Origin of the sequence: Streptomyces sp. NPDC048718 (genome assembly GCF_043198875.1) — a bacterium.
In the GTDB taxonomy this organism is placed as follows: Bacteria; Actinomycetota; Actinomycetes; order Streptomycetales; family Streptomycetaceae; genus Streptomyces.
The window spans coordinates 203,131-225,891 of record NZ_JBICVG010000004.1 but is presented as its reverse complement, the minus strand read 5'-3'; the positions used below and the strand labels follow the sequence as shown (position 1 = coordinate 225,891).

The following is a 22,761-nucleotide window of genomic DNA, read 5'->3' as shown; positions in this document are numbered from 1 at the left end:
GTGTGGGGCCCATCACGCGGAGGTTCTGGAGCATGCAGTGGTCGGAGTACACCACCTCTGAGCGCTTGAAGGCGCTGCGCGGCGGCATGACACAGGAGCGATTGGCGGAGGCGGCCGGCGTGTCCGTCGGCGTGGTCCGCAAACTCGAACGCGGTGGAACGGCTTCGCTTCCGTCCCTGCTGTCGATCGCCGACGCGCTCGGGACGGACATCGCCGTGCTCCTTGGCCAGCAGGCTCCACGGCGGTCCATGGACCGAGACGAGCGGGCCGCGCTGCGACTGGTCTCCGCAGCCACCCATGACGCGGCCATCGGCATTCCCGCCGATGTCGAGCCAGGCACCGTCGAAGAGCTCCGCGCCGTCGTCCGTCGTGCGGACGCCGCGTACTGGGGAGGCCGGTACACCGAGCTGGGCGCTCTCCTTGGGCGGCTCCTTCCCGAGGTGCGGGCCAGGTTCGACGCGGCCGGCCTCGATGAGCGGGAAGCTGCCGCCGGCGTCTTGACCGACACCTTCCAGACGGCGGGCATGGCCGCCAATGTGTTGGGCTCGCGCGACCTGGCGTACGCGGCGCTGACGTACGGACGCCAGATTGCCGTGCAGAGTGGGGATGATCTCCGTGATGCGCACCTTGCCGCCACCACCGCGTGGGTCAATCTTCGCGACGGCCGGACAAAGCAAGGCTTTCTCCTTGCCGCAGCACAAGCCGACCGGATCGAGCCCAAGATGAGCGAGCGCGACCCGGACCGGCTGAGCGTGTACGGGCAGCTCGTCACGAACGCCGCCGTCGCCGCCTCCCGAGGCGGCACCAGTTTGGACAACGCTCGCGAATACCTCTCCCAGGCGCACGCCGTCGCAGCCCGGATCGGGGACGAACATGCCCGTGGCGCACATGCCCAGCCGTACGGACCGATGTATGCCGCCACGCAGGCCATGAGTATCGCCGTGGCCCTCGGCGACACGGCCGGCGCGCTGCGGCTCATGGGTACCGTCCGTCTGGACGACACGGTGCCCCTGGCCACACGAGCGCGCTACGGCCTGGACGTCGCCCTCACTCAGGTCGAATGCCGACGGTGGGATGCTGCCGCAGACACCCTCCAGGCTGTCTGCGAGATGGCCCCGGGATGGGTGCGCCACCAGATGCTTCCCGGCGTCATCATCAGTCGACTCGCTGGCGTGTCCATCAACCGATTGCGAGGACTGGCGAACTCCGCAGGCGTACCTCTCGGGGTGCGTTGACCTACGAGTCGAAGTACCACGGCCCGTAGTAGGTACGGGCGCGCCATCAGCGCGACTGCTACGGGGCGTGGCACACCTTAGGGCGCCCTTGCTTCCGATGCCACGGGACGTGGCGGTCCGACCGGATGCGGTGTCTCTCCACTGCGACGGGCCGTGCCTGGGCCCGAACTCCGCAGCCCAGCAGCCTTGTGGGCATGCCGAACAACCCGCCCGGCGGCCTCGGGCACGTACCCGTCGCCGTCTACTCCTGCGCCACCACCTCCACCACCCTCGGTGAGAGTGAGGAGCGTGGCCGCTACTACGCCGACGCCCGGCACTGGCACGTCGCCGGCGCCTGGTCCGACCCCGATCCGGCCCTGCCGTTCGCGGAGCGGCCGGGCTGGCAGGCCGTCACGGCCGCCCTGTCCGCCGGGATGATCCGGGGCGTCGTCGTCAGCGGCCCGACGCATGTCGCTGCCGACGCGGCCCAGTTCGCGGCACTCGGTGTCCTCCTCCGCGACCGGGGAGGGTTCCTCGCGGACGCGTCGAACGGCATCCCCGCCCGTCGAACCTCCGGACAGGCCCGTCGCCGTCGCGACATCGCGGACGCGGCCTCCGGCTGCTTCCCGCAGCCGGACACGCACGAGGAGGGCGGCTCGTGAGCGCCCAGCGTGCTTGGGTCGGCGACCTCGTGCGGGACGGTGACGGGCAGCGGGCGATCGTCACCGACGTCCGCGCCGGCGGCACCGTGTGGGTGCTGCGACCGCCGACCGGCGGTGGCCATCACTGGGAGACCGAGGACCCCGACAGCCTCGAAATCCTCGCCCGCTCCGAAGCCCGGGAGAGGCAGTGAGCGCCCGCACTCGCTGTCTCCCCTTCCGTCACGCCCGTGCATCACGCCCGAAAGGCGAAGTCCCCGTGTACGCGTTCGGCCTCTGCATCGACCAGCAGTACCTCGTCCCCGGCCTCGCCGCCCTCGCCGGCCTGGCCGACAGCCTCACCCCGGCGGCCCGCCGCGACGCTGCCGTACGGGTGCTCACCCTCGATCTGGCCCCGGCGCAGGCCCTCCTCCTCGCAGATCTCGCCAAGCGGACCGGCTTCGGCTCCTTCGATCTCCGCCGCTGTGCCCCTCTGCGCTCCTCGCGCATGGCGGATGCCTCGTACATCACTGTCACCACCTATCTGCGGTTCGAGTTCGCGCCGAGCTTCGTCCGCCGTCCCTATCTGATCTATGTGGACGCCGACGTGCTCGTACGCGGAGACGTGAGCGAGCCGCTCGGCTCTCTCGGGCCGTACGAGACGGGCGCCGTGCGGGACGAGTTCAACCCGGCCGTCGGCGAGTGCCCGGCGCTGCCCGGAGCCTCCGAGCGCTGGCCCCACCTGCGTGGACGCCCGTACTTCAACGCGGGTGTCCTCTGGACCCACGCCGACCACATGCCCCGCGTCCGCAGGGGCGTCGAGCAGGCCCTGATCCATGCCCGGCGCCACATCCTCCACAACGACCAGGACGCCCTGAACCTGTGGCTTCTGCGATCCGGCCGAGTGCGCCCGGTGGCCGGCGGCTTCAACCGGTTCGAGGTCGGCCGATTCCTGGAACGCGGGAACTGGGTACGCCGGGTCGTCACGAGGTCACCGAAGCCCGATCCGGCTGCCGCCCTCGTGCACTTCGTCGGTCCTGAGAAGCCGTGGCAGGCCGACTGCCCTGTCACGGAGGAGGTCGTCGAATACCGGCGGCATCTGGAAAGGGCCATGCGTCACGTCCGGAGTCTGGGCGCCGTCGGCGTGGAACCGGCGGGTGTGCGGTGACTGGAGCAGTCCCGGCCGTCGTCTCGCGTGCCGCCCTCGCCCTGACCGGGGTACCGGCCCGCACTGCCCGCCGGCTGTCCACCCAAACGCGCACCGTTGTGTACCGGGTGGGCCTGGCCGACGGACACAGTGTCGTGATCAAGCTGTACGCGGCAACGGCACGCCGCAACGCGATCACGGAGAGCGCCGTCATCCGGGCCGTGGCCGACCACGTCCCCGTACCAGCCCTCATCGGATACGGCCACATTCCGGGCCACGAGGCGACTGCCCTGGTCACCGCCGACCTCGGCCCGCTCACCCTCGGCAGCGCCATGCGCTCCGGCCGGATCTCCGACGAGCGAGCCCTGAAAGACCTGGCCGGCCTGCTCGGCCGCCTGCACCGGGCGCCCGTCCGGCCGTGGGCCCCGCGCTGGCCGCTCCACGAGCAGGTCACCTCACTGGGCCGCCGCTGCCCGCCCAGCAGCCTCGACCGCATCGCGCCCGCGCTGGCCGCCATCACCGACGCCGTCCACACGGCGTCCGTGTGGTGCCACGGCGACCTGCACGGCGACAACGTCGTGATCGCCGGCCCCCGAGCCATCCGCCACCTGATCGACTTCACCGACGCCGCAGCCGGACCCCGAGAGTCCGACGTCGCCCAGACCCTCGTCATGACCGACGCCCTTTCGCCCCTCCGGGCCCGCACGGTCACCGACGCCTACCCCCTTGCCCTCGATCACCACCTGCTGGGCGCCTGGGTCGTCTTCCACACCCTGCGCTCCTGGGCGCATTCCTCCCCTGGCGACGACCGCGCCTTGTGGGCCCGCCGCCTGGACGACCTCAGCCGGCGGACCCCGCACCTCTTCCGTACGCGCCGCCCGGAAAGGACGCACCGATGAGCACCCCCGCCCTGTCGGTAGTGATCCCGGCCTTCAACGAGGTCGCCTACCTGCCCCGCTACCTGCCCTCCGTCCTCGCCTCCCTCACCCGCTGGGAGGAGATCACCGGCCGTACGGGAGAGGTGATCGTCGTCGACAACGCCAGCACCGACGCCACCGCCGACATGGCCTCCTCCTTCGGTGTCCGCGTCGTCACCGAGACCGTTCGCAACATCGGCCGGGTCCGCAACACCGGAGCGAGCGCCGCCCGCAGTGGACGCCTCTTCTTCACCGACGCCGACGTGGCATTGCCCCTGGAGGCGGTCACCGCCGCCGCTGCCGCCATGGACGCCGGGGCCGTCGGCGGCGCCATCCCGCCGCTCTACACGCCCGAACGGCTCGGCGCCCGCCTGCTGTGCGCGTACTGGGACCACTACCGCACCCGGTGCGGCGGCGCCCAGGGCGTCAACCAGTTCTGCACCGCCGACGCCTTCCGCCACATCGGCGGGTACCGGGACGACCTGTTCATGAGCGAGGACGTGGAGTTCTTCGCCCGGCTCACCGCCCACGGCCAGGCCACCGAACGGCCCGTGACGATCCTCGACGAACTGCGCGTGCGCCCGTCGACCCGCCGCTATGACCAGTGGTCGAGCCTGCGGATGCTCTGGTGGCAGAACCCCGTCACCGCCCGCCTGCGCCTCCGGTCGCCCCGCATGTGGCGCCACTGGTACGAGACGACCGTGCGATGACGAAGGGAACCACCGTGGAACCGCACCTGACCCTGCCCGTGCCGGACGGAACCGGCATCTACACCTTCCCCGACGACCTTCACCGCGCCCACCACGCGCACACCCAGCAGCTGGCCGCCCGCCACCGGACCCACGACCACCGCGTCCTGGAGGTCACGGCACCCCACACTCGCGTCCCGTACTACCTCGAAGCCCGCACCCCCGCGAGCCACCACCCGGTCCTCGTCATCGAGCCCCATCACGACGACTTCGCCCTCTCCGCTTCGGGCGCCTTCCTCGCCCACCCCCGACCGCTGACCGTGGTCACCGTCTTCGCCCGCTCCCGGAGCGTGCACCCCGCGCTGGAGACCACGTACGCCGACGTCGACACCGTCTCCGAGCTGCGTGACCGTGAGGGCGCCGCCGCGCTCGCCCCCTTCGCCGCCCGCCGACACCTCCTCGGCCACAAGGACGCCGAGCCCCCGTACCGTCCCTACACCCCCGAAGCGCTCGACCGGACCACGGACGAGCTCCGCCGGATCGTCGTTGCTCATCCCGGGGCCGAACTCCTCGCGCCCGCCGCCGTCACCCGCCACCCCGACCACCTCCTCGTTCACGAGGCGGCGGTCCGCCTCGGCTGCCGCTGGTTCTGGGAGGACCTCGCGTTCTGGTCCACGTACGCGCTCGCCGGCTGTGACCAGCGCCTCTTCCGTACGCGTACGGGGGCGACGATGCGGCCCGAGCTCGTCGACATCACCGACGTCGTACTCGACAAGGTCACGGTCCTGCGGATGCACGGCTCGCAGATGTACCCGGCCCGGAAGACGTACCGTCCGATCCGGCACGCCTTCACCACGGCGGCCGACCTCGTCGACGGGCCTGGCCTCTACGCCGAACGCTTCTACCGGACGGAGGCGCCGACATGCTGATCATCGCCCTCGAAGGCCCCTCCTACGCAGGCAAGTCCACGGCGATACGCCACCTCCGTCACACCACCCCCGGCTCGCGGGCGTTCGTCTCCGACTGCTACGTCAAGCACATCGACCACCGCGACGACATCCCACTGGCCCGCACCGACTCGGCGGCTGCCCAACTCGCCGCCTTCGAGAGGTTCATGGAGATCGAGGCGACCCGCGTCGCCGAGGCCGCCGCGAGCGGCAGGCAACTGGTCATCCTCGACCGGTCCGTGGACACCCTCCTCGCCCACGCGTATGCCCTGGACGCTCTGTTCGGGTACGGCGTACACCACCAGCTCCGCGACCGGCTCAGGAGGCTCCCATTCCTGCGCCCTCACCACACCCTCTACCTCGACGTACCGGCCGAGACGCTCCACCTCCGCCGCAAGACCGCCGGCCACACCGCCGCCGAGTCCGAGTACTTCCTCCACGAGCCGGGCTTCCTCGGCCACGCCCGCGACTACTTCGTCCACACGCCCCGCCAGCCAGTGACGCGAGAGCTCACGGTCCTGGCCGCCGACGCGGGGCCGCACGATGTGGCCCAGGCTGTGGAAGCCCTCGTCACCTTCTGGGCGAGGTGAAGCAAGATGCCCACCGCCCTGTTCGCCTGGCGCCGCACCCCGCCCCCGTTCCTCATCGGCGGCGCCGAGGTCACCCAGCAACTCCTCGCCGAGGAACTCGCCGCCGCCGGCTGGCACGTCACCTACCTCGGCTCACACGAGGCGCCCTGGGACGGAACCTCGCAGCTCCCCGATATGCGCGCCCACCTCGACAGGCATCGCGTGCCGTACGACGAGGCGGACGGCACCCTGCGCTACCGGTGGAACGGGGTCGAGTGTGCGGCGTTGATGCAGAACAACGTGGGGCACGCGCTGGGCAGCCTCCTGGGAGAGCTCCGCCCCGATGTCGTGTTCACCTCGCAGGAAGGCTCGGCGCAGCTTGCCGCGCAGGCCAGGCCGACCGCGCTCGTCGCCGGCCTCCTGCACTCCATCTCCGCCACCGGCCTGGGCGTCCTCGCTGGCCGACCCCACCACGGCCTCGCCGTGTCGGATTTCGTCCGGGCACGCGCACCCCACACGCCTGGCACCCGCCTCGCCGTGGTGTACCCGCCGTTCGCGCTGCCCGGCGAGAGCTCGGGCGAGGCCCGTACCGCGTCCGTACTCATGATCAACCCCATCCCCGCCAAGGGATCCGAGCTACTGCACCAGCTCATCCGTCTCATACCGGAGCAGCACTTCACCCTGGTCGAAGGTTGGTGGGACACCGCTGCTGACTTCGCCGCTTACCCGAACGTGACGTACGTGCCCCGCGTGTATGACATGGGGCCTCTGTACCGCAGCCACCACCTGCTGCTGGTCCCCTCCGTGGTGGATGACGCTTTCCCTCGCGTGATCATCGAGGCCGCGCTCCACGGCGTCCCGACCATCGGGACCGACCGGGGTGGCATCCCCGAAGCCATCGGCGACGCCGGGATCGTCCTGCCGAGCGCAGCGGGCCCCGAGACGTGGGCGCGCGCGATCCGGGAGGCGGGCCGCGAGGCGCTTGGCATGAGGGCCCGGCGCCGGGCGGTCACGTTCACGCGGTCGTGCCTGCCCGAGCTCCGGGAGCTGGGGATCTAGGCAGACCCGGCGAACGCCTGCTCCACCACGTCGAGCCGCTCCGTCCACCAGTGAAGGAGCGCCTCGTCGGCGAGGAACAGCTCGTCGCAGGAGTGGTCGCCCCGGTCGTAGTGGAATTCGAGCTGCCAGAAGTCCGTCATCCGCTTCCACCACAGGCGGCGCACGGCATCGCCCAGATCGGCCGACTCCAACGGGATCACCGACCGGTACCCGGCCACGAACGCCGACACCCGCTCCAGGTCGAAGACGCCCTCCACCCCGAACTGCACCTGCGCCGTACGGACGACCTCCTCCGCGTACGGGCGGACGCCGAGCCGGTCCCAGTCCAGAACCGCGACCAGCTTGCCGTCCGCCCAGAGGAGGTTCCGGTACTGGAAGTCACCGTGCGTCCAGCCATGCGGTCCGGCAGGGGCGTTTCCCTCGGGGCGCAGGTGGGCGTGCTTGTCCAGGAGGATCTTCCGCTCTTCAAGGGCCATACCGGCAGCCCTGTCGAAAGCGTCACCCGCACCCCGGGCCGACACGGCTGCGGCAAGCCGGTCAGCCTTCTCGAGAGCTCGTCCGGCCTCGGTCACCTCAGCGGTGACCGAGGTCGGCACGGCGGGCATCCCGGCCTCACCGGAAGCACGGCCGAGTGCCGTATGGAGTCCCGCGAGGTGCGCACCGAGCTCGGACGTCTGCGCCTGCGACAGGTCGGTTCCGCGCACGTGTTCCCCGGCCGACCAGGGAACGAGGCAGTAGACGCCACCGCGGACCTCGGCGATCACATCGCCGTGGACGGTGGGGAGCGGGGCGCGTACGGGGACGCCGTACGAAGCCAGGACGGGAAGGACCGCGAGGTTGCGACGCAGTCGGTCGAGTGGCACGTCCGTGACCCGCTTGAGGGCGAACCTCCCGCCCCGGGTGTCCAGCTGCCAGTTCACATTCATGAGGCCATCGGCCAGGTGCTGCCGATCCAGCACTTCGTCGATGTCATATGCCCTGATCAGCTCGGCAAGATCGTCTGCGGGGATACGCGTCCTGTCCGCCACATTCGCGTCGGTCACGCTGGCGACGATACGGGAGTCGGCCATGTGGACGCACAAGGATCACTGATCCCACCTCATCGCATTCCGCGGTTTCCTGCGTGGTGAGGCGTGCGGGCTGAAGCGGACCGACACCCACCTCGACGCCGGTCTCCTCACCATCGCCAAGCAGCTGCTTCAGCAACACGGTCAGGTGCCGTGCCAGGCGTCACAGCCCCGGCCAAGGCCCGACGGACAGCCCCCTCGTCCTCCGGAGCGAGCATGGGCAGCCTCCACGCCCTTACCCGTTCGAGGTACGCGTTCTCCTCCGGCGTCCGGCCCTCGACTCCCATGCCGCCGCGGTCGGCCAGGCGCCATGTCCAGGACGGCGGGGCCTCCACATCGGAGAAGAGGTGTCACGGAAGCCCCGTGACACCCCTCCCTCACACCGCGCCGCGTCAGAAGCCCGCCGGCTCCGTGTACGTGCCCCACTCGTCGCGCAGGGCGTCGCAGATCTCGCCCAGGGTCGCCTCCGCGCGGACCGCGTCCAGCATCGGGGCGATCATGTTGGAGCCGTCGCGGGCCGCCGTCAGCATCGCTTCGAGGGCCGTACGGACAGCGGCGTCGTCGCGGTGGCCCTTGCGGTCGCCGAGGGCGCGGACCTGCTCCCACTCGACCTCGTGGCTGACCCGCAGGATCTCCAGGTCACCGGTGACGGAGCCGTGGTGGGCGTTGACGCCGACGACGCGCTTGTCGCCCTTCTCCAGGGACTGCTGGTAGCGGAAGGCGGACTCGGCGATCTCGCCGGTGAACCAGCCGTCCTCGATGCCGCGCAGGATGCCGGAGGTGATCGGGCCGATCGGGTGCTTGCCGTCCGGGTGGGCGCGCAGACCGCGCTCCCTGATCTGCTCGAAGATCTTCTCGGCGTCGGCCTCGATGCGGTCGGTGAGCTGCTCGACGTACCAGGAACCGCCCAGCGGGTCGGCCACGTTGGCGACGCCGGTCTCCTCCATCAGCACCTGCTGGGTGCGCAGCGCGATCTCGGCGGCCTGCTCGCTGGGCAGCGCGAGGGTCTCGTCGAGGGCGTTGGTGTGGAGCGAGTTGGTGCCGCCGAGGACGGCCGCGAGGGCCTCGACGGCCGTGCGGACGACGTTGTTGTACGGCTGCTGCGCGGTGAGCGAGACACCGGCGGTCTGGGTGTGGAAGCGGAGCCACTGCGCCTTGTCGGTCTGCGCGCCGTAGACCTCCTTCATCCAGCGAGCCCAAATGCGGCGGGCGGCGCGGAACTTGGCGATCTCCTCGAAGAAGTCGACGTGCGCGTCGAAGAAGAAGGAGAGGCCGGGGGCGAAGACGTCGACGTCGAGGCCGCGGGACAGGCCCAGCTCGACGTAGCCGAAGCCGTCGGCGAGGGTGTACGCCAGCTCCTGCGCGGCCGTCGCTCCGGCCTCGCGGATGTGGTAGCCGGAGACCGAGAGCGGCTTGTACGCGGGGATGTTCGCCGCGCAGTGCTCCATCAGGTCGCCGATCAGGCGCAGATGGGGCTCGGGCTCGAAGAGCCACTCCTTCTGCGCGATGTACTCCTTGAAGATGTCGGTCTGGAGCGTGCCGTTGAGGACGCCCGGGTCGACACCCTGGCGCTCGGCGGCGACCAGGTACATGCAGAAGACCGGGACGGCCGGGCCGGAGATCGTCATCGAGGTGGTGACGTCACCGAGCGGGATGTCCTTGAAGAGGACCTCCATGTCGGCGGCGGAGTCGATGGCGACACCGCAGTGGCCGACCTCGCCGAGCGCGCGCGGGTCGTCGGAGTCGCGGCCCATGAGGGTCGGCATGTCGAAGGCGACCGAGAGCCCGCCGCCGCCGGCGGCGAGGATCATCTTGTAGCGCTCGTTGGTCTGCTCGGCGTTGCCGAAGCCCGCGAACTGGCGGATGGTCCAGGTGCGGCCCCGGTAGCCGGTCGGGTACAGGCCCCGGGTGAAGGGGTACTCGCCCGGCCAGCCGATGCGCTCGAACCCCTCGTACGCGTCGCCGGGCCTCGGCCCGTAGACGGGGTCCACGTCGTCCCCGGAGAGCGTGGTGAAGTCGGCGTCGCGCTTGCGGGCCTTGTCGTAACGGGCCTGCCAGCGACGGCGGCCTTCCTCGATCGCGTCAGCGTCCATACCCACGAATTTACTAGGACGTCCTAGTAAAAGTCGATGGCCGACGGCACCTCGGAGCGGCGCGGACCCGTCCGCGGCGGTGGATCGCGTCCGGTCGCCCGGCGGATCCGCGCGAGATAGCTTCACTTGTGGTCGTCATGCGATCACCCACGGCTTCCCTCGCGGCTCGACAGGAGTACCCCCGTGGCCGTTCCCACCACCTTCGACCAGAACGCCGTCGACTACACCCTCCCGCACGCCTACAGCCTGGCCAGGGCCTCGGACCTGGCCTACAAGGACGACGCCACCATCGACGCGCAGGCCCACGACTGGGGCTTCGACACGGTGCGGCACCACCAGACGCGGTTCACCCCGCCGTTCCCGCTCCAGGACACCCAGGCGTACACCATGGCGGGCGACCGGATGATCGTCACCGCCTTCCGGGGCACCGAACCCGCGCAATTGCGCGACTGGCTCACCGACTCCACCACGCCGCCCTGGCCGGGGCCGGCCCGGACCGGGTTCGTGCACTACGGGTTCGCGGAGGCCCTGGAATCCGTCTATCCCGACATCGCCGAGACCATCGCCGACCTGCGCACCAACGGGCAGAGCGTGTGGTTCACCGGGCACAGCCTCGGCGGCGCCCTCGCCATGCTGGTGGCCGCCCGGCTGGATCTGGAGGACCCGCATCTGGCGGCCGACGGCGTCTACACCTTCGGTCAGCCCCGCACCTGCGACCGGCTGCTGGCCGCCGCCTACGACAAGGGGCTCCACGGCCGTACCCATCGCTTCGTCCACGGCAACGACATCGTCCCCCAACTGCCCCCCGAGCCCGCCTTCACCCATGTGCCGACCCTGCACCACATCGACTCCGCCGGGCACGTCAGCGAGAAGAACGGCCTGATCGGCGGGCTGGCCGACCGCGCCAAGGGGCTGGGCGCCGCAGCCTTCTCCCCGGACGGGGAGGGGATCCGGGACCACCTCATGCGCAGCTATCTCGCCGCGCTTGAGAAGGGGTGCGGGTGAGCTCTCCGCCGCCCGGACACGCCCCGGCGCGGTGACGGCGCCCCGACCCCGGGCATGACGAAGGCCCCGGCCGGTCGGACGGTGTCCTGACCGGCGGGGCCCTGGGGACGACCTGCCGACTACGCCTCGGCCGGAGCCGGCCGCGCGCCGCTCACCAGCGGGAGCGTCTCGCGGACGACCTTGCGCTCGACGAAGAAGGCGGCCGTGGGGATGGTGCCCGAGAGCAGCACCCACAGCAGCTTCCCGAACGGCCACTTGGCCTTGGAGCCCAGGTCGAAGGCGAAGATCAGATAGATGATGTAGAGGACACCATGGGCCTGGGAGACCGCGAAGGTCAGGTCCTCGCCGGTGTCGAAGCCGTACTTGGCGACCATGCACCCGCACAGGATGAGGAGCATGACCGCGGTCACGTACGCCATGACGCGGTAGCGGGTCAGCACGCTGGATTTCATGGCTTCGAGCGTAACGGCAGAGAGGGGCGATCTTCGCACGGGCCCCCTTTCGGCACGCCCGTGTCAAGACCCGTGTCAGGGCCGCGTCAGGGCTGCTTCAAGACCGTGTCAGGACTCCTCGAAGTCCCCGGCCGCGACCCGCAGCGGGCGCAGGGTCGCGAAGATCTCCGCGCATTCCTCGGAGTCGTACGCGCCGAGCCCGAAGTCCATGTCCATGAGGTCGCGGGTGGCGGCCTCGACGACCTCGCGGCCCTTGGCGGTGATGGAGGCCAGCGTGCCCCGGCCGTCGTTGGGGTTGGGGCGCTTGTCGACCAGACCGGCCTTGACCAGGCGGTCCACCGTGTTCGTCACGGAGGTGGGGTGGACCATCAGCCGTTCGCCGATCTTGGACATCGGCAGTTCGCCCGCCTTGGAGAAGGTGAGCAGCACCAGCGCCTCGTAGCGGGCGAAGGTCAGTCCGTACGGCTTGACCACGGCGTCCACCTCGGCGAGCAGGATCTGCTGGGCGCGCATGATCGAGGTGATCGCGGCCATCGCGGGGACCGGGCCCCAGCGCTTCTGCCAGAGTTCGTCGGCGCGGGCGATGGGGTCGAACGAGAGACTGAGCGGCTTCGGCACCCGTCGACCTTATCCACTGGCCACGGGACGCTCGGCCGTGTCTCGCCTTTCGGTCGCGGATACGGCCGACGCGCGCCCGTCCGAAGAGCGCCCGTCCGAAGAGCGTCCGTCCGAAGAGCGCGGGGCGCTCGCCCGTACCTCCAGGGCGAGCACGGCCAGGACGAGGGTGGCGAGCACCCCGGCGCCCGCGACCACCGCGTGGACGGGGACGAACTCGGCGACCAGGCCCGCGCCCGCCATGCCGAGGCCCTGGACGGTCATCATGCCCGCCGACATCAGCGTCATGGCCCGGCCCCGCCGTTCCTCCGGGACGGCGTCGACGAACCAGGCGTCGAGCCCGAGGGTGTACGCGCCGGCCGCGCCGGCCAGGAAGAGCGCGGCGGCCGCGAGGACGAGGCCGGGGCGCAGGGCGTAGAGGAGGAAGGGCGGGAAGGAGGCGAGGAGGAGCGGGAGCACCAGACGGGCGCGGGTGGTGGCGGAGAGCATGGAGCCCGCGAGGAGTTCGCCGAGGACGGTGCCGACGGGCATCGCGCACATCAGCAGGCCGAGGGCGGCGCTGGAGGCGCCGATCCGGTCGGCGTACGGGGCGGCCAGCGCCTCGGGGACGACGGCGAACATCGGCGGCACCCAGAACAGCAGCATCAGCACTCGGATCCGGCGGTCGCGCAGGACGCCCCAGGTGGCGCCGACACCCTCGCGCCGGCCGCCCGTGGCGGTGGCGGCGGCTGCTGCGCGGGCCGGGCGGCGGGCGGTGCCGCAGCGCAGCAGAGCCGCCGAGGCGAGGAAGGTGGCGGCGGTGACGGCCATGGCGCCGCGCGGGGTGACGGCGGTGAGCAGCAGTCCGCCGGCGCCGAAGCCCGCGAGCAGGGCGCTCTGCGAGAGGATCCGCAGCAGCGAGCGGCCGAGGACGAACAGTTCGCCCTCGCCGAGGATGTCGGCGAGGGTCGCGATCCGGGTGCCCTGGAAGACGGGGGCCACGGCGGCGACCGCGCAGCGCAGCGCGAGCAGCGCGGCGACCGGGGTGGTGGGCAGCACCATCAGGGCGACGCAGCCCGCGCAGACGAGGTCGCACACCACGAGCACCCGGCGGGGCGGGAAGCGGTCGGCGAATCCGGCGAGCAGGGTGCCGCCGAGCAGGTACGGCAGGAAGCCGAGGGCGAAGGTGAGCGAGGAGAGCAGGGACGAGCGGGTCAGGTCGTAGACGAGGACGGTGAGGGCGAGTTCGCTGACGACGACGCCGAGCAGCGAGAAGAGGTGCGCGGCGAAGACGAACCGGAACTCGCGCACGGCGAAGACCGCCCGGTAGCCGGGCGCCGGGGTGATGGGCATGTCCGCAGCGTGCGGGGCGCGGGGGTGGTGGGCCTAGACTTTCGGCCCTGGCCGAAAGTTGGCGGCGGGCGAAGGTCGGCGGGCGGAAGCCGGCGGGCGAGGGAGGGGCGGGGCATATGCCGTACCACCTGCGCTTCGGGGAGGGCGACCCGCTGCGCATCCGGTTCGCGATCTCCCCGCTGTGGGAGACGCACAGCGCGGTACGGGTGCTGGCCCGGCCGCGCCAGCAGGTCTACCACCTGCCCTGGCTGCGGCGGATCGCACACCGGGCGCGCGGGCTCGACCTGGCGCCGCTGCATCTGCTGATGCCGGCCCGAGGCCACAGCCCGGACTTCCTCTACCCGCCGCCGATCGGGCCCGCGGCCACGTTCGAGGAGGAGATCGCCGCCGTACGGGGCACGCCCGCGGCGCTCGCGGCGGACGACTTCGCGCGGGCGCTGGCCGAGACGCCGGGCGCGGCCGGGACACCGGAGGGGCGCCGGCTGCTCGCGGATCCGGCGGGGGCGGTGCTCCGGCTGGCGGATCTGCTCGAAGAGACCTGGGAGGCGCTGGTCGCGCCCGAGTGGCCGAGGCTGCGGGCGCTGCTCGAAGCCGATCTGGCGTACCACTCACGGCGGCTGGCCGAGGGCGGTCTGGAGCGGCTGCTGACGGAGCTGCACCCGTCGTTCGGCTGGACGGAGACGACGGCGACGCTGACCGTCGCCTCCGGCACCGAGCACGTCCGGGCGCTGGAGGGGCAGGGGCTCGTCCTGATGCCGTCCGTGTTCACCTGGCCGGATGTGATCAGCGGCTTCGACCCGCCGTGGCAGCCGACCGTCGTCTATCCGGTGCGGGGCGTCGGCGGGCTGTGGACCGAGGCCCGCGAGCGCACCCCACAGGCGCTCGCCCGGCTGCTCGGGCGGGCCCGCGCCGAGGTGCTGTGCGCGCTCGACGAGCCCGCCGGGACCTCGGCGCTCGCGCACCGGCTGGGGCTCGCGCCGTCGAGCGTGTCGGCGCATCTGTCGGTGCTGCGCGGGGCGGGACTGCTGACCTCGCGACGGTACGGGCATCAGGTGCTGTACGAGCGGACCCCGCTGGGCATCGCGCTCGCGGTGTCGCAGCCGGATACCGACTGACCGTTATGTCACGATAGGGCCCGATCTGCCGCAGGGTGCTGGCACCCGGCGCCCCGCTCCCGCGCCCGCGACGGCTCCCCGCCCTCCCCGTCGCTCTCCATCGTTCGCCGTCGTTCGCCGTCGCTCTCTGCCGTTCTCTGTCGTTCTCTGTCGTTACTCCTCGTCCCGACCCTGGGGGCCGGATGTCCCGCCACACCGCCGCCGCCCGGCTCTCCGCCGCGCGCCTGTCCGCCCGTCGCCCCACCCCTCGCCCCGCCGGCCATCTCGCGACGCTCGCCGCCGTCGCCGCCCTGCTGCTCACCGGCTGCGGCGACGGCGGGCCAAGCTCCCCCGAGCGGACGACCGCCTCGCGCGGCGAGGCTCCGCCCCCGGCCGCGAGCTCGCCCTTCTGGGTCGACCCGGAAAGCGACGCGGCCCGCCAGGTCCGGACGTACGAGACCCAGGGCCGCGCCGAGGACGCCCGGCTGATGCGGCGGATCGCGGACCGGCCGATGGCGGACTGGCCGTCCGACGGCGACCCGGCCCCGGACGTCACCCGGGTGGTACGGGGCGCCGCCGCCAAGGGCCGGACCGCGCTCTTCGTCGCGTACGACATCCCGCACCGCGACTGCGGCCGCTACTCGGCGGGCGGGGCGCACGACGCGCAGGCCTACCGGAACTGGGTGGACTCCTTCGCCGGCGCCATCGGTGACACGCCCGCGATCGTGATCCTGGAGCCGGACGCGGTGGCCCACCTGGTGGACGGCTGCACCCCGGCCGAGCACGAGGAGGAGCGGCTCGGTCTGCTGGCCGGCGCGGTCGAGCGGTTCAAGAAGCAGCCGCACACCCGGGTCTACATCGACGCGGGCAACCCGGCCTGGATCGACGCCCCGGCCAAGCTGGTGGAGCCGCTGCGCCGGGCCGGGGTCGAGCGGGCCGACGGCTTCGCGCTCAATGTGTCGAACTTCCAGACCGACGAAGCGGTACGGCGGTTCGGCACGTCGGTGTCCCGGCTGCTCGGCGGGGCGCACTTCACGATCGACACCAGCCGCAACGGCAACGGCCCGCTGCACGGCGACCGGGCGGAGGAGTGGTGCAACCCGCCGGGCCGGGCGCTCGGCACCCCGCCGACCGACCGGACCGGGGACGAGCTGGTCGACGCGTATCTGTGGATCAAGACGCCCGGCGACTCGGACGGCACCTGCCGGGGCGGCCCGCCCGCCGGAACCTGGTGGCCCGACTACGCGCTGGGGCTCGCACGCCGCGCCAGGGCCTGACCGGGGCGGGGCGCGGGGCGCGGGGCACGGGGCGCGTACCGGCCGTCGTACGTACCGGCCCCGGCCCGTACAACGAGACCACGAGACCCCCACACCACTCGGCCCGGTCCTGACCTCTCAGGACCGGGCCGAGCGGGGCCGTGCCACGAAACGACGGCGGGGGTGTCAGGACACCCGCACCCACTTCGCCTGCGACGAGATGCCGTCGGCGTCCGTCACGAACAGCATGTACCAGCCGGGCGGCACCAGCGTGCGGTCCTTCGGGATCGTCACCGAGACGGTCCCGGCACCCTTGTCCTTCGCCATCGCCAGCTCCACCGAACGCTGTTCGACGTCCGTCGTGTGGGTGACGGCGCTCGGCCGCATCAGCCGGGCCTGGACGATCCGGTCCAGGTCCTTGGCGGTGGCCTTGTAGCCGACCGTGCCGTTCTTGTCCGGCTGCTCGGGTCCCGCGCCGAGGACCGGCCGGTCGCCGCCCGCCCGGTGCAGGGACGGCGGGGTGAAGACCTCGATGCGCTGTTCGAAGACGCCGAGCTTGGTGTTGTCGGCGTCGCCGTAGAGCGGGTCGGAGCCGAAGGTGGCGACCCGGCCGTCGGGCAGCAGCAGCGCCTCGGAGTGGTAGTTCCGGCCGACGGTCGGCTCGGCGGCCTCGGCGAAGCTGTTGCTCTTCGGGTCGTAGAACTGCGCCTTCAGGATGTCGCTGGCGCCGCGCCCCCGGTAGTCGCGCGAGCCGCCGGTGGTGAAGACGGTGTCGTCGGGCAGGAGCACGCTGCCGAGATAGCGGGTGCCTTGGGGCAGGGCGGGTCCGTCGCTGAAGGACGGGTTGTCCTTGGACAGGTCGATGATCGACGTACGGGGGGTGGAGGCGGCCGACTCGCCGACCCCGCCGCCGCCGAGGACCATCAGCCGCTGCTTCTGCGCGGGCGGCAGCAGGACGGAGGCGGAGGTCTCCAGCTGGTCGGGGTGGGTGAGGCCGGGGAGCTTGGTGAAGGAGTTCTTCTTCAGATCCCACAGGCCCGGCTCGCGGCCTTTCTCGGCCGGCCCGTACCCGGCGTTGGAGCCGGTGTAGAGGAGCTTGCCGCCCTTGGTGAGGAAGAGCGCGGGGTAGGTCGGGAAGTAGCGGAAGGGGCCCTTGGACCACTTCTTGGTGGCGGGGTCGTAGATCTCGTTGTCGCCGGGGACGACGTCGCCGACGTCGTTGAGCCCGGAGACGGCGAGCACCTTGCCGTCGTCGAGGGTGACGAGTGTCGGGTACCAGCGGGCGTTCTTCATGGGCGCGACCGGTACGTACTTCTCGGCCTTCGGGTCGAACTCGTACGCCGCCTTGATGCCCTGGAAGTCCTGCTTCTCGGTGGTGATCTTCTGCGCGAGACCGTAGACGTTGTCGGCGTCGGTGCCCTTCAGCCCCTCGATCTCGTACTGCGCGGCCTCGGTGGTCAGCGCCTGCGGGCCCTCCTTGACGGCCTCGACGAAGACCCGCTGCTCGGCGGCGGTCACCTTGGTCTTCCACGGCTTCATCTGGCCGCTCTTGAAGTACGAGATCTCGAACTCGCGCTTCGCCTTCGGGACGGTGACGTCGAACTTCGAGACGTACTCGACCCCGGACGGGGAGCGGAAGACCGTGCCCTTCTTGAGGGTGACGGCCTTGTCGGGGCTCTCGTTCTTCACCCGCATCGCGCCGCCGGCCTTCTTCACCTCGCCGTCGAGGACCTCGTAGCGGGCGGTGCCACCCGCCACGAGGAGCCGGCCGTCGGGGAGCTGGGTGTGGCCGGAGCAGAAGAAGTCCTCGGGGGTGGGGATCTTCTTGAAGGTGTTCTTCGCCGGGTCCCACAGGACGGTCTCGAAGGTGCCGGCGTCGAACTTCTTCTGGTTGTTCCCGGAGCCCGCGACGAGCAGCACCTTGCCGGTGTGCAGGAGGGCGGCGTGGATCGCGTTGACCCGGTACTGGCCGGGTACGTCGACCAGGGCCCAGGAGCCGTACTTCTTCTGGTAGTCCGGCTGGGCGATCTTGTACGCGTGGTACTTGTCGGTCGCGAAGGACACGGCGGCCGGGGCGTTGAGGGCGGCGAGGACGAGCACGGCCCCGCTGCCGAGCAGCGTCTTCTTGAATTGCGCGGAGGGCCGGTAGGCCATGGTTCAGTTCCCTCCGGTCGTCGTGGGGGCCGCGGCGGGCGTCGGGGTGGGGCGGGCGCCGCCGCGGGCGGCGGTGGTGGTGCTGGTGGTCTCCTCGCCGTGCTCGGCCCGGCTCCGGGCGGAGGCGAGGGCGCGGACCCGTATCTGGAGGCGGCCCTCGGTGAGGATCTGGAGGCGGTAGCGGCGGCCGCGCATCCGGTCGGCGGTCCACACCCCGACCGGGGCGAGCGCGATGACGAGGGCGAGCACCGCCCAGGTGCGCATGGCCGCGTGGCTGTGGCCGAGGACGACGGAGGCGACCAGGGACGCGGCCAGGACCGCCGCCCAGAAGAGGTGGACGCGGAAGGTCGCGAGCCGGTCGGGGCTGGCCTCGCCGCCCTTGGGGGTGACGACGAAGCGGCCGCGGGTGCGCAGGAGCGCCGAGCCGAACGACATCAGGTAGATCGGCGCGCACAGCGCGGACATCACCATGCCGGCCAGGCCGCCGGAGCCCTCGGGCTCGTGGGGCGAGACGTTGTGGCGGCGGTTCCACAGATAGGCGCCGACCTGCAGGGCGACGGCGTCGCTGTAGATCATCAGCCAGACGGCGGAGGAGACCTGGGTGCCGGAGGCGCCGAGCCAGAGGAACAGCACGCAGGACAGGATGCCGAGCAGCCAGTTCACGGCCGTCATGGGGTAGTAGACGAGCATCAGCGTGTAGTTGAGGAGCCGCCCGGGCGGGGTACGGAAGGGGGCCTTCCAGTACTGCCGCAGGAGCGTCTCGTACGTGCCCCGGGACCAGCGCAGCTGCTGGGTGAAGAAGTCGGTCCAGGAGGCCGGCCCCTCCCCCACGGCGAGCACGTCGGGGGTGTAGACCGAGCGCCAGTGGTGGCCGGTGACCGGGTTGCGGCGGCGGTGCAGCTCGAAGCCGGTGGCCATGTCCTCGGTGACGGAGTCGACCAGGCCGCCTATCTGGAGCAGGGCCTTGACCCGGACGACGTTGTTGGTGCCGACGAACATGGGGGCCCGGTAGCGGTTCCCGGCGCGCTGGATGAGCGCGTGGAAGAGGAACTGCTGGGACTCGGCGGCCTTGGTGACGCCCGCCTTGTAGTTGCCGTACACCTGCGGTCCGACGACGAAGGCGACGTCGGGGTCGCGGAAGTAGCCGAGCATCCGCTCCAGGAAGTTGGGCAGCGGGACGTGGTCGGTGTCGACGGAGGCGAAGAAGTCGTAGGCGCGGCCGTGCATCGCGAGCCAGGCGTTGTAGTTGCCGTGCTTGGTGCGGGCCTTGTGGGTGCCCTTGGGGCGGTTCCACTCGGGGACGCCGGAGCGGGTGAAGTGCCGTACGCCCAGTTCTTCGCACAGGGCCCGGGCAGAGGGGTCGTCGCCCTCGTCGAGCAGCCAGATGTCGAGGGGGCCGTCGTGCCGCAGCTGGACGGCGCCTTCGAGGGTGGCGCGGACCATGCCGAGCGGTTCCTTGCCGGGCACGTAGGTGGTGACGAACGCGACCCTGGTGCCGGGCTCGGGGTGGACGGGTATCGGGTCGCGGGCGACGAGGGTGGCGTGCGCGATCGAGGTGACGTTCACCAGCATGAAGAAGCAGATGAGTCCGATCGCGACGAGCATCACGGTGTCGTACGGGATCCGCCAGGCCTCGTCGCCCTCGCGGACGGTCCAGTGGCTGGGCCAGACGAGGTAGAACAGCAGGAGCGCCGACAACAGGGGGGCGGACCCCATGAGCAGGACGGCGCGTATGCGGTGCGGCTCCTTCGACAGCAGGCTCCGGTACCGCACCTGGTACCCCCCGAAGGGGGATCCGGGCGCGGGCTCGGGTTCGGTGAGCGGGCCTGCGAGTCGGCTGTGGGTGTCGTAGTCGTAGTGTCCCGGCCGCACGGGTGCCTCCAGGGATTGTCGAACGTGCCGATATCCCCACAAAAGTGGAGATCTGTCGGCGTGTCGACTGGAGACTGTCCGTGCGAGTGGTCCGGGGGTTGCCTTCCGGGCCGGGGGTTCGCGAGCCGGGCGGGTCCGGATCCGGTCCGGGGCCACGTCAGGCCGGATCGGGCCGCGTCAGGTCGGATCCGGGGCCGGATCGGGCCGCGTCAGGCCGGGTCGGGCTGCGTCGGGCCGGATCCGGGGCCGACGCCAAGGCCGGGGTCCGCGAGTCCGGCGTGTACGGAGGGCGGCCGCCCCGGTGCCTGACGGGACACGAGGCCCTTCCGGCGCAGCGTGTACCGGACGGCTCCGCGGGCGACCGGGCTCAGCTCCTCCAGGGCCGCGAGCAGACCGGCCAGCTGTTCGAGCGCGTCGAGAGCGGCGTCCGCTCCCGCCGGGTCGACCGCCTCGTACAGCTCCATCCCGACGAAGGAGGCCGCGACCGTCCGGGCGAGCCCGGCCGGGTCGACCGCCCCGTCGAGCGGGCCGCCGGCCAGCAGCCGGCGCAGCACCGTCTCGATCTCCTCGATCCACAGGTCGAGGCCGGCGGCCGTGGCGGGGCCGAGCTTGGGGTGCGTCTGGGCCCCGGCGAGCAGCTGGCCGAGGACGGCGACATGACCGGCCTCCCGTTCCTGCTCGTGCAGCGCGCGGCCGAGGGCGAGCAGCTCGGACAGGCTGGCGACCTCGCCCATCTGCTCGCGGTACCGGGCGACCCGCTGTTCGGAGCCGAACCGGCAGGCGGCGGCGAGGAGTTCGTCCATCGAGCCGAAGTGATAGAAGACCAGCGCCTGGTTCACCCCGGCGGCGGCGGCCACCGCGCGGGCCGAGGTCTTCGCGATGCCCTGTTCGACGAGCACCTTCAGGGCGCCTTCGAGCAGCTTGCGGCGGGTCTCGTCGGTGGTCACGCGCGTGCCTCCTCGCGCAGCGGGCGCAGACCGGGCCGGACGCCGCAGTCGCGGACCCGGGCGTACGTGGCGGTGAAGGATCCCTCGTAGCCGAACAGCGGGCCGATATAGCGGTTGGCGACCCGGACACTGATCCGGAAGCGCCCGGCGCGTTCGTCGAAGGACTCGCGCACCTCGGCGTCGCCGCCGATGAATTCGGGCACCCGCACGTCCACCGGCCCTTCCCTGAACCGGTGTTCGCCGGAGCGGATGAGCAACGAACCGTCGGGCTCGGCAAAGAGCAGGAGTTCGCTGGCGAGGTGCTGATGGGTGCCGAGGTAGTCCACGATCCGGCCGCCCGCAGGGCCGTTCACCATCGTCGCGTCGAACCGGCGGGGCCCGCCGGGCAGTCGGAAGGTACGCACGAAGGTGACGGTCTCCCGGCCGTACGAGTCGAGATAGGGCACATTCTCTATGGTGAAGGGCACCTGGCGGCCGGTGCGCGGCAGCAGGATGTTCCGGGTGCCGCCGAGCGCGAGGAACGGCCGCACCAGGTGCCGGGTCGGACCCCTGCCGTGCCAGATCCGGTCCATCGCCCCGCGCCCCACACACATCTCGCCGCTCGCGAGCCCGACGGAGAAGCGCCGCTGGAGTTCCGGGTGCAGCCGCGCGAAGGCGTCCTCGCCCATGGCGGTGCGGAAGATCGACGTCACGACTGCTCCAGGGTGGCGAGAAGGCGGGGCGCCCGGCCCGGCGAGCGGCCCGGCGGAACGCGCAGACAACGGCGGGCGGCGGGAGTCCTGGGCGACGGCGGCAGCAGGACGGCGGCCACGGCGGCGAGCATCAGGGCCTCGGGGTGGACGGCGGCACCGAGCGCCACGAGCCCGGCGCGGGCGGCGAGTTCGAGCTGCCAGTGGGTGCGGGAGCGCTCCGGGGTGATCCCGTGCTCGCACCACAGCCGCAGCCGGTCGAAGGACCAGGCGGTCGCCCAGCCCATCAGCGGCCGGAAAACCAGCCGGTCGGCGAGCCGGCCGAAGCGACCCCAGCGCGGCCGGTAGTCGTATCCGGTGAGGAACCGGATGCCCTCGGCCGGATCCGCGCCGGGGACGTAGCGCCAGTACCCGCTGCCCTCGGCGAGCAGGGACAGCGGGTGCGGCGAGGCGAACCGGAGTGCGGACACCCGGTCGCCGCCGGCCCGGCGGCGCTCCCCCGCGGAGACGCCGGTGCCGGCGACGACCAGGAAGGGCAGCACCCGTGTGGCGTAACGGAACCGCCGGGGCGCCCCCTCCGCGCCCCGCCCGTCCGGTCCACCCGGCGCTGCCGATTCGGCCGCTTCGATCGAAACGCTCGACTCGGTCGACGCGCTTGAATCGCCTGAACGCCTTGAATCGCGTGAATCAGTCGGCTCGCTCGACTCGGTCGACCCGGCCGGGTCGGCGGACTCGGCCGGCAGATACGAGATCTCGGTGAACCGCAGATCCCATCGCTGGTGCTCCGCCGGGTCCTGGGTCCGCTTCCAGAGCGTCTCCAGGTCCGTACGGACGCACGCCTCGACATAGAGCCCCAAGGCTCTGCCCCCTCCCCCGAGTTGAGCGACCGCTCAATCGGCGGCCATGGAGAAGCTAGCGCGTTTTGAGCAGTCGCTCAAGACCTTTCCGGAACATCTCTTCCGGGTGGGCGTGGCCCGGGTGGGGGTGGGTACGGCGGGGGGCGGG

General features: G+C 71.7%; 22 protein-coding genes. 12 read left to right on the top strand and 10 right to left on the bottom strand.

Annotated elements, in window-relative coordinates; translation table 11 throughout:
• Window positions 1-32 precede the first annotated feature (32 nt).
• The 9 genes from ACGFRB_RS09300 to ACGFRB_RS09260 all read left to right on the top strand — a co-directional run bounded on the left by ACGFRB_RS09300 (window position 33) and on the right by ACGFRB_RS09260 (window position 7,180).
• Complete coding sequence (locus tag ACGFRB_RS09300) at window positions 33-1,235, top strand: helix-turn-helix domain-containing protein (protein ID WP_393241034.1); 1,203 nt, start codon at window positions 33-35, stop codon at window positions 1,233-1,235.
• A 194-nt stretch (window positions 1,236-1,429) separates the two neighbouring features.
• Window positions 1,430-1,876, top strand: a complete 447-nt coding sequence (locus ACGFRB_RS09295; RefSeq protein ID WP_393241031.1) for a hypothetical protein — start codon at window positions 1,430-1,432, stop codon at window positions 1,874-1,876.
• Entirely contained in the window at window positions 1,873-2,067 is a 195-nt protein-coding gene (locus ACGFRB_RS09290; RefSeq protein WP_393241028.1) for a hypothetical protein, read from the top strand. Before ACGFRB_RS09295 ends, ACGFRB_RS09290 begins: the two co-directional genes overlap by 4 nt.
• Window positions 2,068-2,132: 65 nt before the next feature.
• Window positions 2,133-3,020 carry a glycosyltransferase family 8 protein gene (locus ACGFRB_RS09285; RefSeq protein WP_393241025.1) on the top strand — a complete coding sequence of 296 codons (888 nt, stop codon included), beginning with the start codon at window positions 2,133-2,135 and terminating at the stop codon, window positions 3,018-3,020.
• On the top strand, window positions 3,017-3,898 hold the full coding sequence (locus tag ACGFRB_RS09280) for a phosphotransferase enzyme family protein (RefSeq protein ID WP_393241022.1): 882 nt from the start codon (window positions 3,017-3,019) through the stop codon (window positions 3,896-3,898). Before ACGFRB_RS09285 ends, ACGFRB_RS09280 begins: the two co-directional genes overlap by 4 nt.
• Window positions 3,895-4,626 carry a glycosyltransferase gene (locus tag ACGFRB_RS09275; RefSeq protein ID WP_393241019.1) on the top strand — a complete coding sequence of 244 codons (732 nt, stop codon included), beginning with the start codon at window positions 3,895-3,897 and terminating at the stop codon, window positions 4,624-4,626. Before ACGFRB_RS09280 ends, ACGFRB_RS09275 begins: the two co-directional genes overlap by 4 nt.
• Window positions 4,623-5,534 (top strand): PIG-L deacetylase family protein, encoded by a 912-nt coding sequence (locus ACGFRB_RS09270; protein WP_393241016.1) that lies wholly within the window; start codon window positions 4,623-4,625, stop codon window positions 5,532-5,534. Before ACGFRB_RS09275 ends, ACGFRB_RS09270 begins: the two co-directional genes overlap by 4 nt.
• Entirely contained in the window at window positions 5,528-6,142 is a 615-nt protein-coding gene (locus tag ACGFRB_RS09265) for a hypothetical protein (protein ID WP_393241013.1), read from the top strand. Before ACGFRB_RS09270 ends, ACGFRB_RS09265 begins: the two co-directional genes overlap by 7 nt.
• A 6-nt stretch (window positions 6,143-6,148) precedes the next feature.
• Window positions 6,149-7,180, top strand: coding sequence for a glycosyltransferase (locus ACGFRB_RS09260; RefSeq protein ID WP_393241010.1), 1,032 nt, complete (start codon window positions 6,149-6,151; stop codon window positions 7,178-7,180).
• Here ACGFRB_RS09260 and ACGFRB_RS09255 read toward each other — a convergent pair.
• Window positions 7,177-8,262 (bottom strand): phosphotransferase, encoded by a 1,086-nt coding sequence (locus ACGFRB_RS09255; protein WP_393241007.1) that lies wholly within the window; start codon window positions 8,260-8,262, stop codon window positions 7,177-7,179. The two genes, ACGFRB_RS09260 and ACGFRB_RS09255, sit on opposite strands and share 4 nt — an antisense overlap.
• Window positions 8,263-8,639: 377 nt before the next feature.
• Window positions 8,640-10,340, bottom strand: coding sequence for a methylmalonyl-CoA mutase (locus tag ACGFRB_RS09250; RefSeq protein WP_393241004.1), 1,701 nt, complete (start codon window positions 10,338-10,340; stop codon window positions 8,640-8,642).
• Between the two features lie 183 nt (window positions 10,341-10,523).
• Here ACGFRB_RS09250 and ACGFRB_RS09245 point away from each other — a divergent pair, with 183 nt between their 5' ends.
• Window positions 10,524-11,345 carry a lipase family protein gene (locus tag ACGFRB_RS09245; RefSeq protein WP_393241001.1) on the top strand — a complete coding sequence of 274 codons (822 nt, stop codon included), beginning with the start codon at window positions 10,524-10,526 and terminating at the stop codon, window positions 11,343-11,345.
• Between the two features lie 119 nt (window positions 11,346-11,464).
• Here ACGFRB_RS09245 and ACGFRB_RS09240 read toward each other — a convergent pair whose 3' ends face one another.
• The 3 genes from ACGFRB_RS09240 to ACGFRB_RS09230 form a co-directional block, all read right to left on the bottom strand.
• Window positions 11,465-11,797 (bottom strand): DUF3817 domain-containing protein, encoded by a 333-nt coding sequence (locus ACGFRB_RS09240; protein ID WP_363001201.1) that lies wholly within the window; start codon window positions 11,795-11,797, stop codon window positions 11,465-11,467.
• Between the two features lie 108 nt (window positions 11,798-11,905).
• Window positions 11,906-12,415: a MarR family transcriptional regulator gene (locus ACGFRB_RS09235; RefSeq protein WP_361230168.1), complete on the bottom strand. Its 510-nt coding sequence runs from the start codon at window positions 12,413-12,415 to the stop codon at window positions 11,906-11,908.
• 9 nt (window positions 12,416-12,424) lie between these two features.
• Window positions 12,425-13,744, bottom strand: a complete 1,320-nt coding sequence (locus ACGFRB_RS09230) for an MFS transporter (RefSeq protein WP_393240997.1) — start codon at window positions 13,742-13,744, stop codon at window positions 12,425-12,427.
• A gap of 116 nt (window positions 13,745-13,860) precedes the next feature.
• Here ACGFRB_RS09230 and ACGFRB_RS09225 point away from each other — a divergent pair, with 116 nt between their 5' ends.
• Both ACGFRB_RS09225 and ACGFRB_RS09220 read left to right on the top strand, forming a co-directional pair.
• Window positions 13,861-14,859 carry a DUF5937 family protein gene (locus tag ACGFRB_RS09225; RefSeq protein ID WP_393240994.1) on the top strand — a complete coding sequence of 333 codons (999 nt, stop codon included), beginning with the start codon at window positions 13,861-13,863 and terminating at the stop codon, window positions 14,857-14,859.
• Between the two features lie 224 nt (window positions 14,860-15,083).
• Window positions 15,084-16,115, top strand: a complete 1,032-nt coding sequence (locus ACGFRB_RS09220) for a glycoside hydrolase family 6 protein (protein WP_393241543.1) — start codon at window positions 15,084-15,086, stop codon at window positions 16,113-16,115.
• A 165-nt stretch (window positions 16,116-16,280) separates the two neighbouring features.
• On the opposite strand, the gene ACGFRB_RS09215 is transcribed toward ACGFRB_RS09220, so the two are convergent.
• The 5 genes from ACGFRB_RS09215 to ACGFRB_RS09195 form a co-directional block, all read right to left on the bottom strand.
• Window positions 16,281-18,248 carry a galactose oxidase-like domain-containing protein gene (locus tag ACGFRB_RS09215; protein WP_393240991.1) on the bottom strand — a complete coding sequence of 656 codons (1,968 nt, stop codon included), beginning with the start codon at window positions 18,246-18,248 and terminating at the stop codon, window positions 16,281-16,283.
• A 3-nt stretch (window positions 18,249-18,251) separates the two neighbouring features.
• Window positions 18,252-20,120, bottom strand: coding sequence for a glycosyltransferase family 2 protein (locus ACGFRB_RS09210; RefSeq protein ID WP_393240988.1), 1,869 nt, complete (start codon window positions 20,118-20,120; stop codon window positions 18,252-18,254).
• 209 nt (window positions 20,121-20,329) lie between these two features.
• A complete protein-coding gene (locus ACGFRB_RS09205) occupies window positions 20,330-21,067 on the bottom strand; it encodes a TetR/AcrR family transcriptional regulator (RefSeq protein WP_393240985.1) in 738 nt (245 codons plus the stop codon).
• Window positions 21,064-21,759 carry a DUF4166 domain-containing protein gene (locus ACGFRB_RS09200; protein ID WP_393240982.1) on the bottom strand — a complete coding sequence of 232 codons (696 nt, stop codon included), beginning with the start codon at window positions 21,757-21,759 and terminating at the stop codon, window positions 21,064-21,066. Before ACGFRB_RS09200 ends, ACGFRB_RS09205 begins: the two co-directional genes overlap by 4 nt.
• Window positions 21,756-22,613, bottom strand: coding sequence for a hypothetical protein (locus ACGFRB_RS09195; RefSeq protein WP_393240979.1), 858 nt, complete (start codon window positions 22,611-22,613; stop codon window positions 21,756-21,758). The genes ACGFRB_RS09200 and ACGFRB_RS09195 overlap by 4 nt, the downstream gene beginning before the upstream one ends.
• Window positions 22,614-22,761 lie beyond the last annotated feature (148 nt).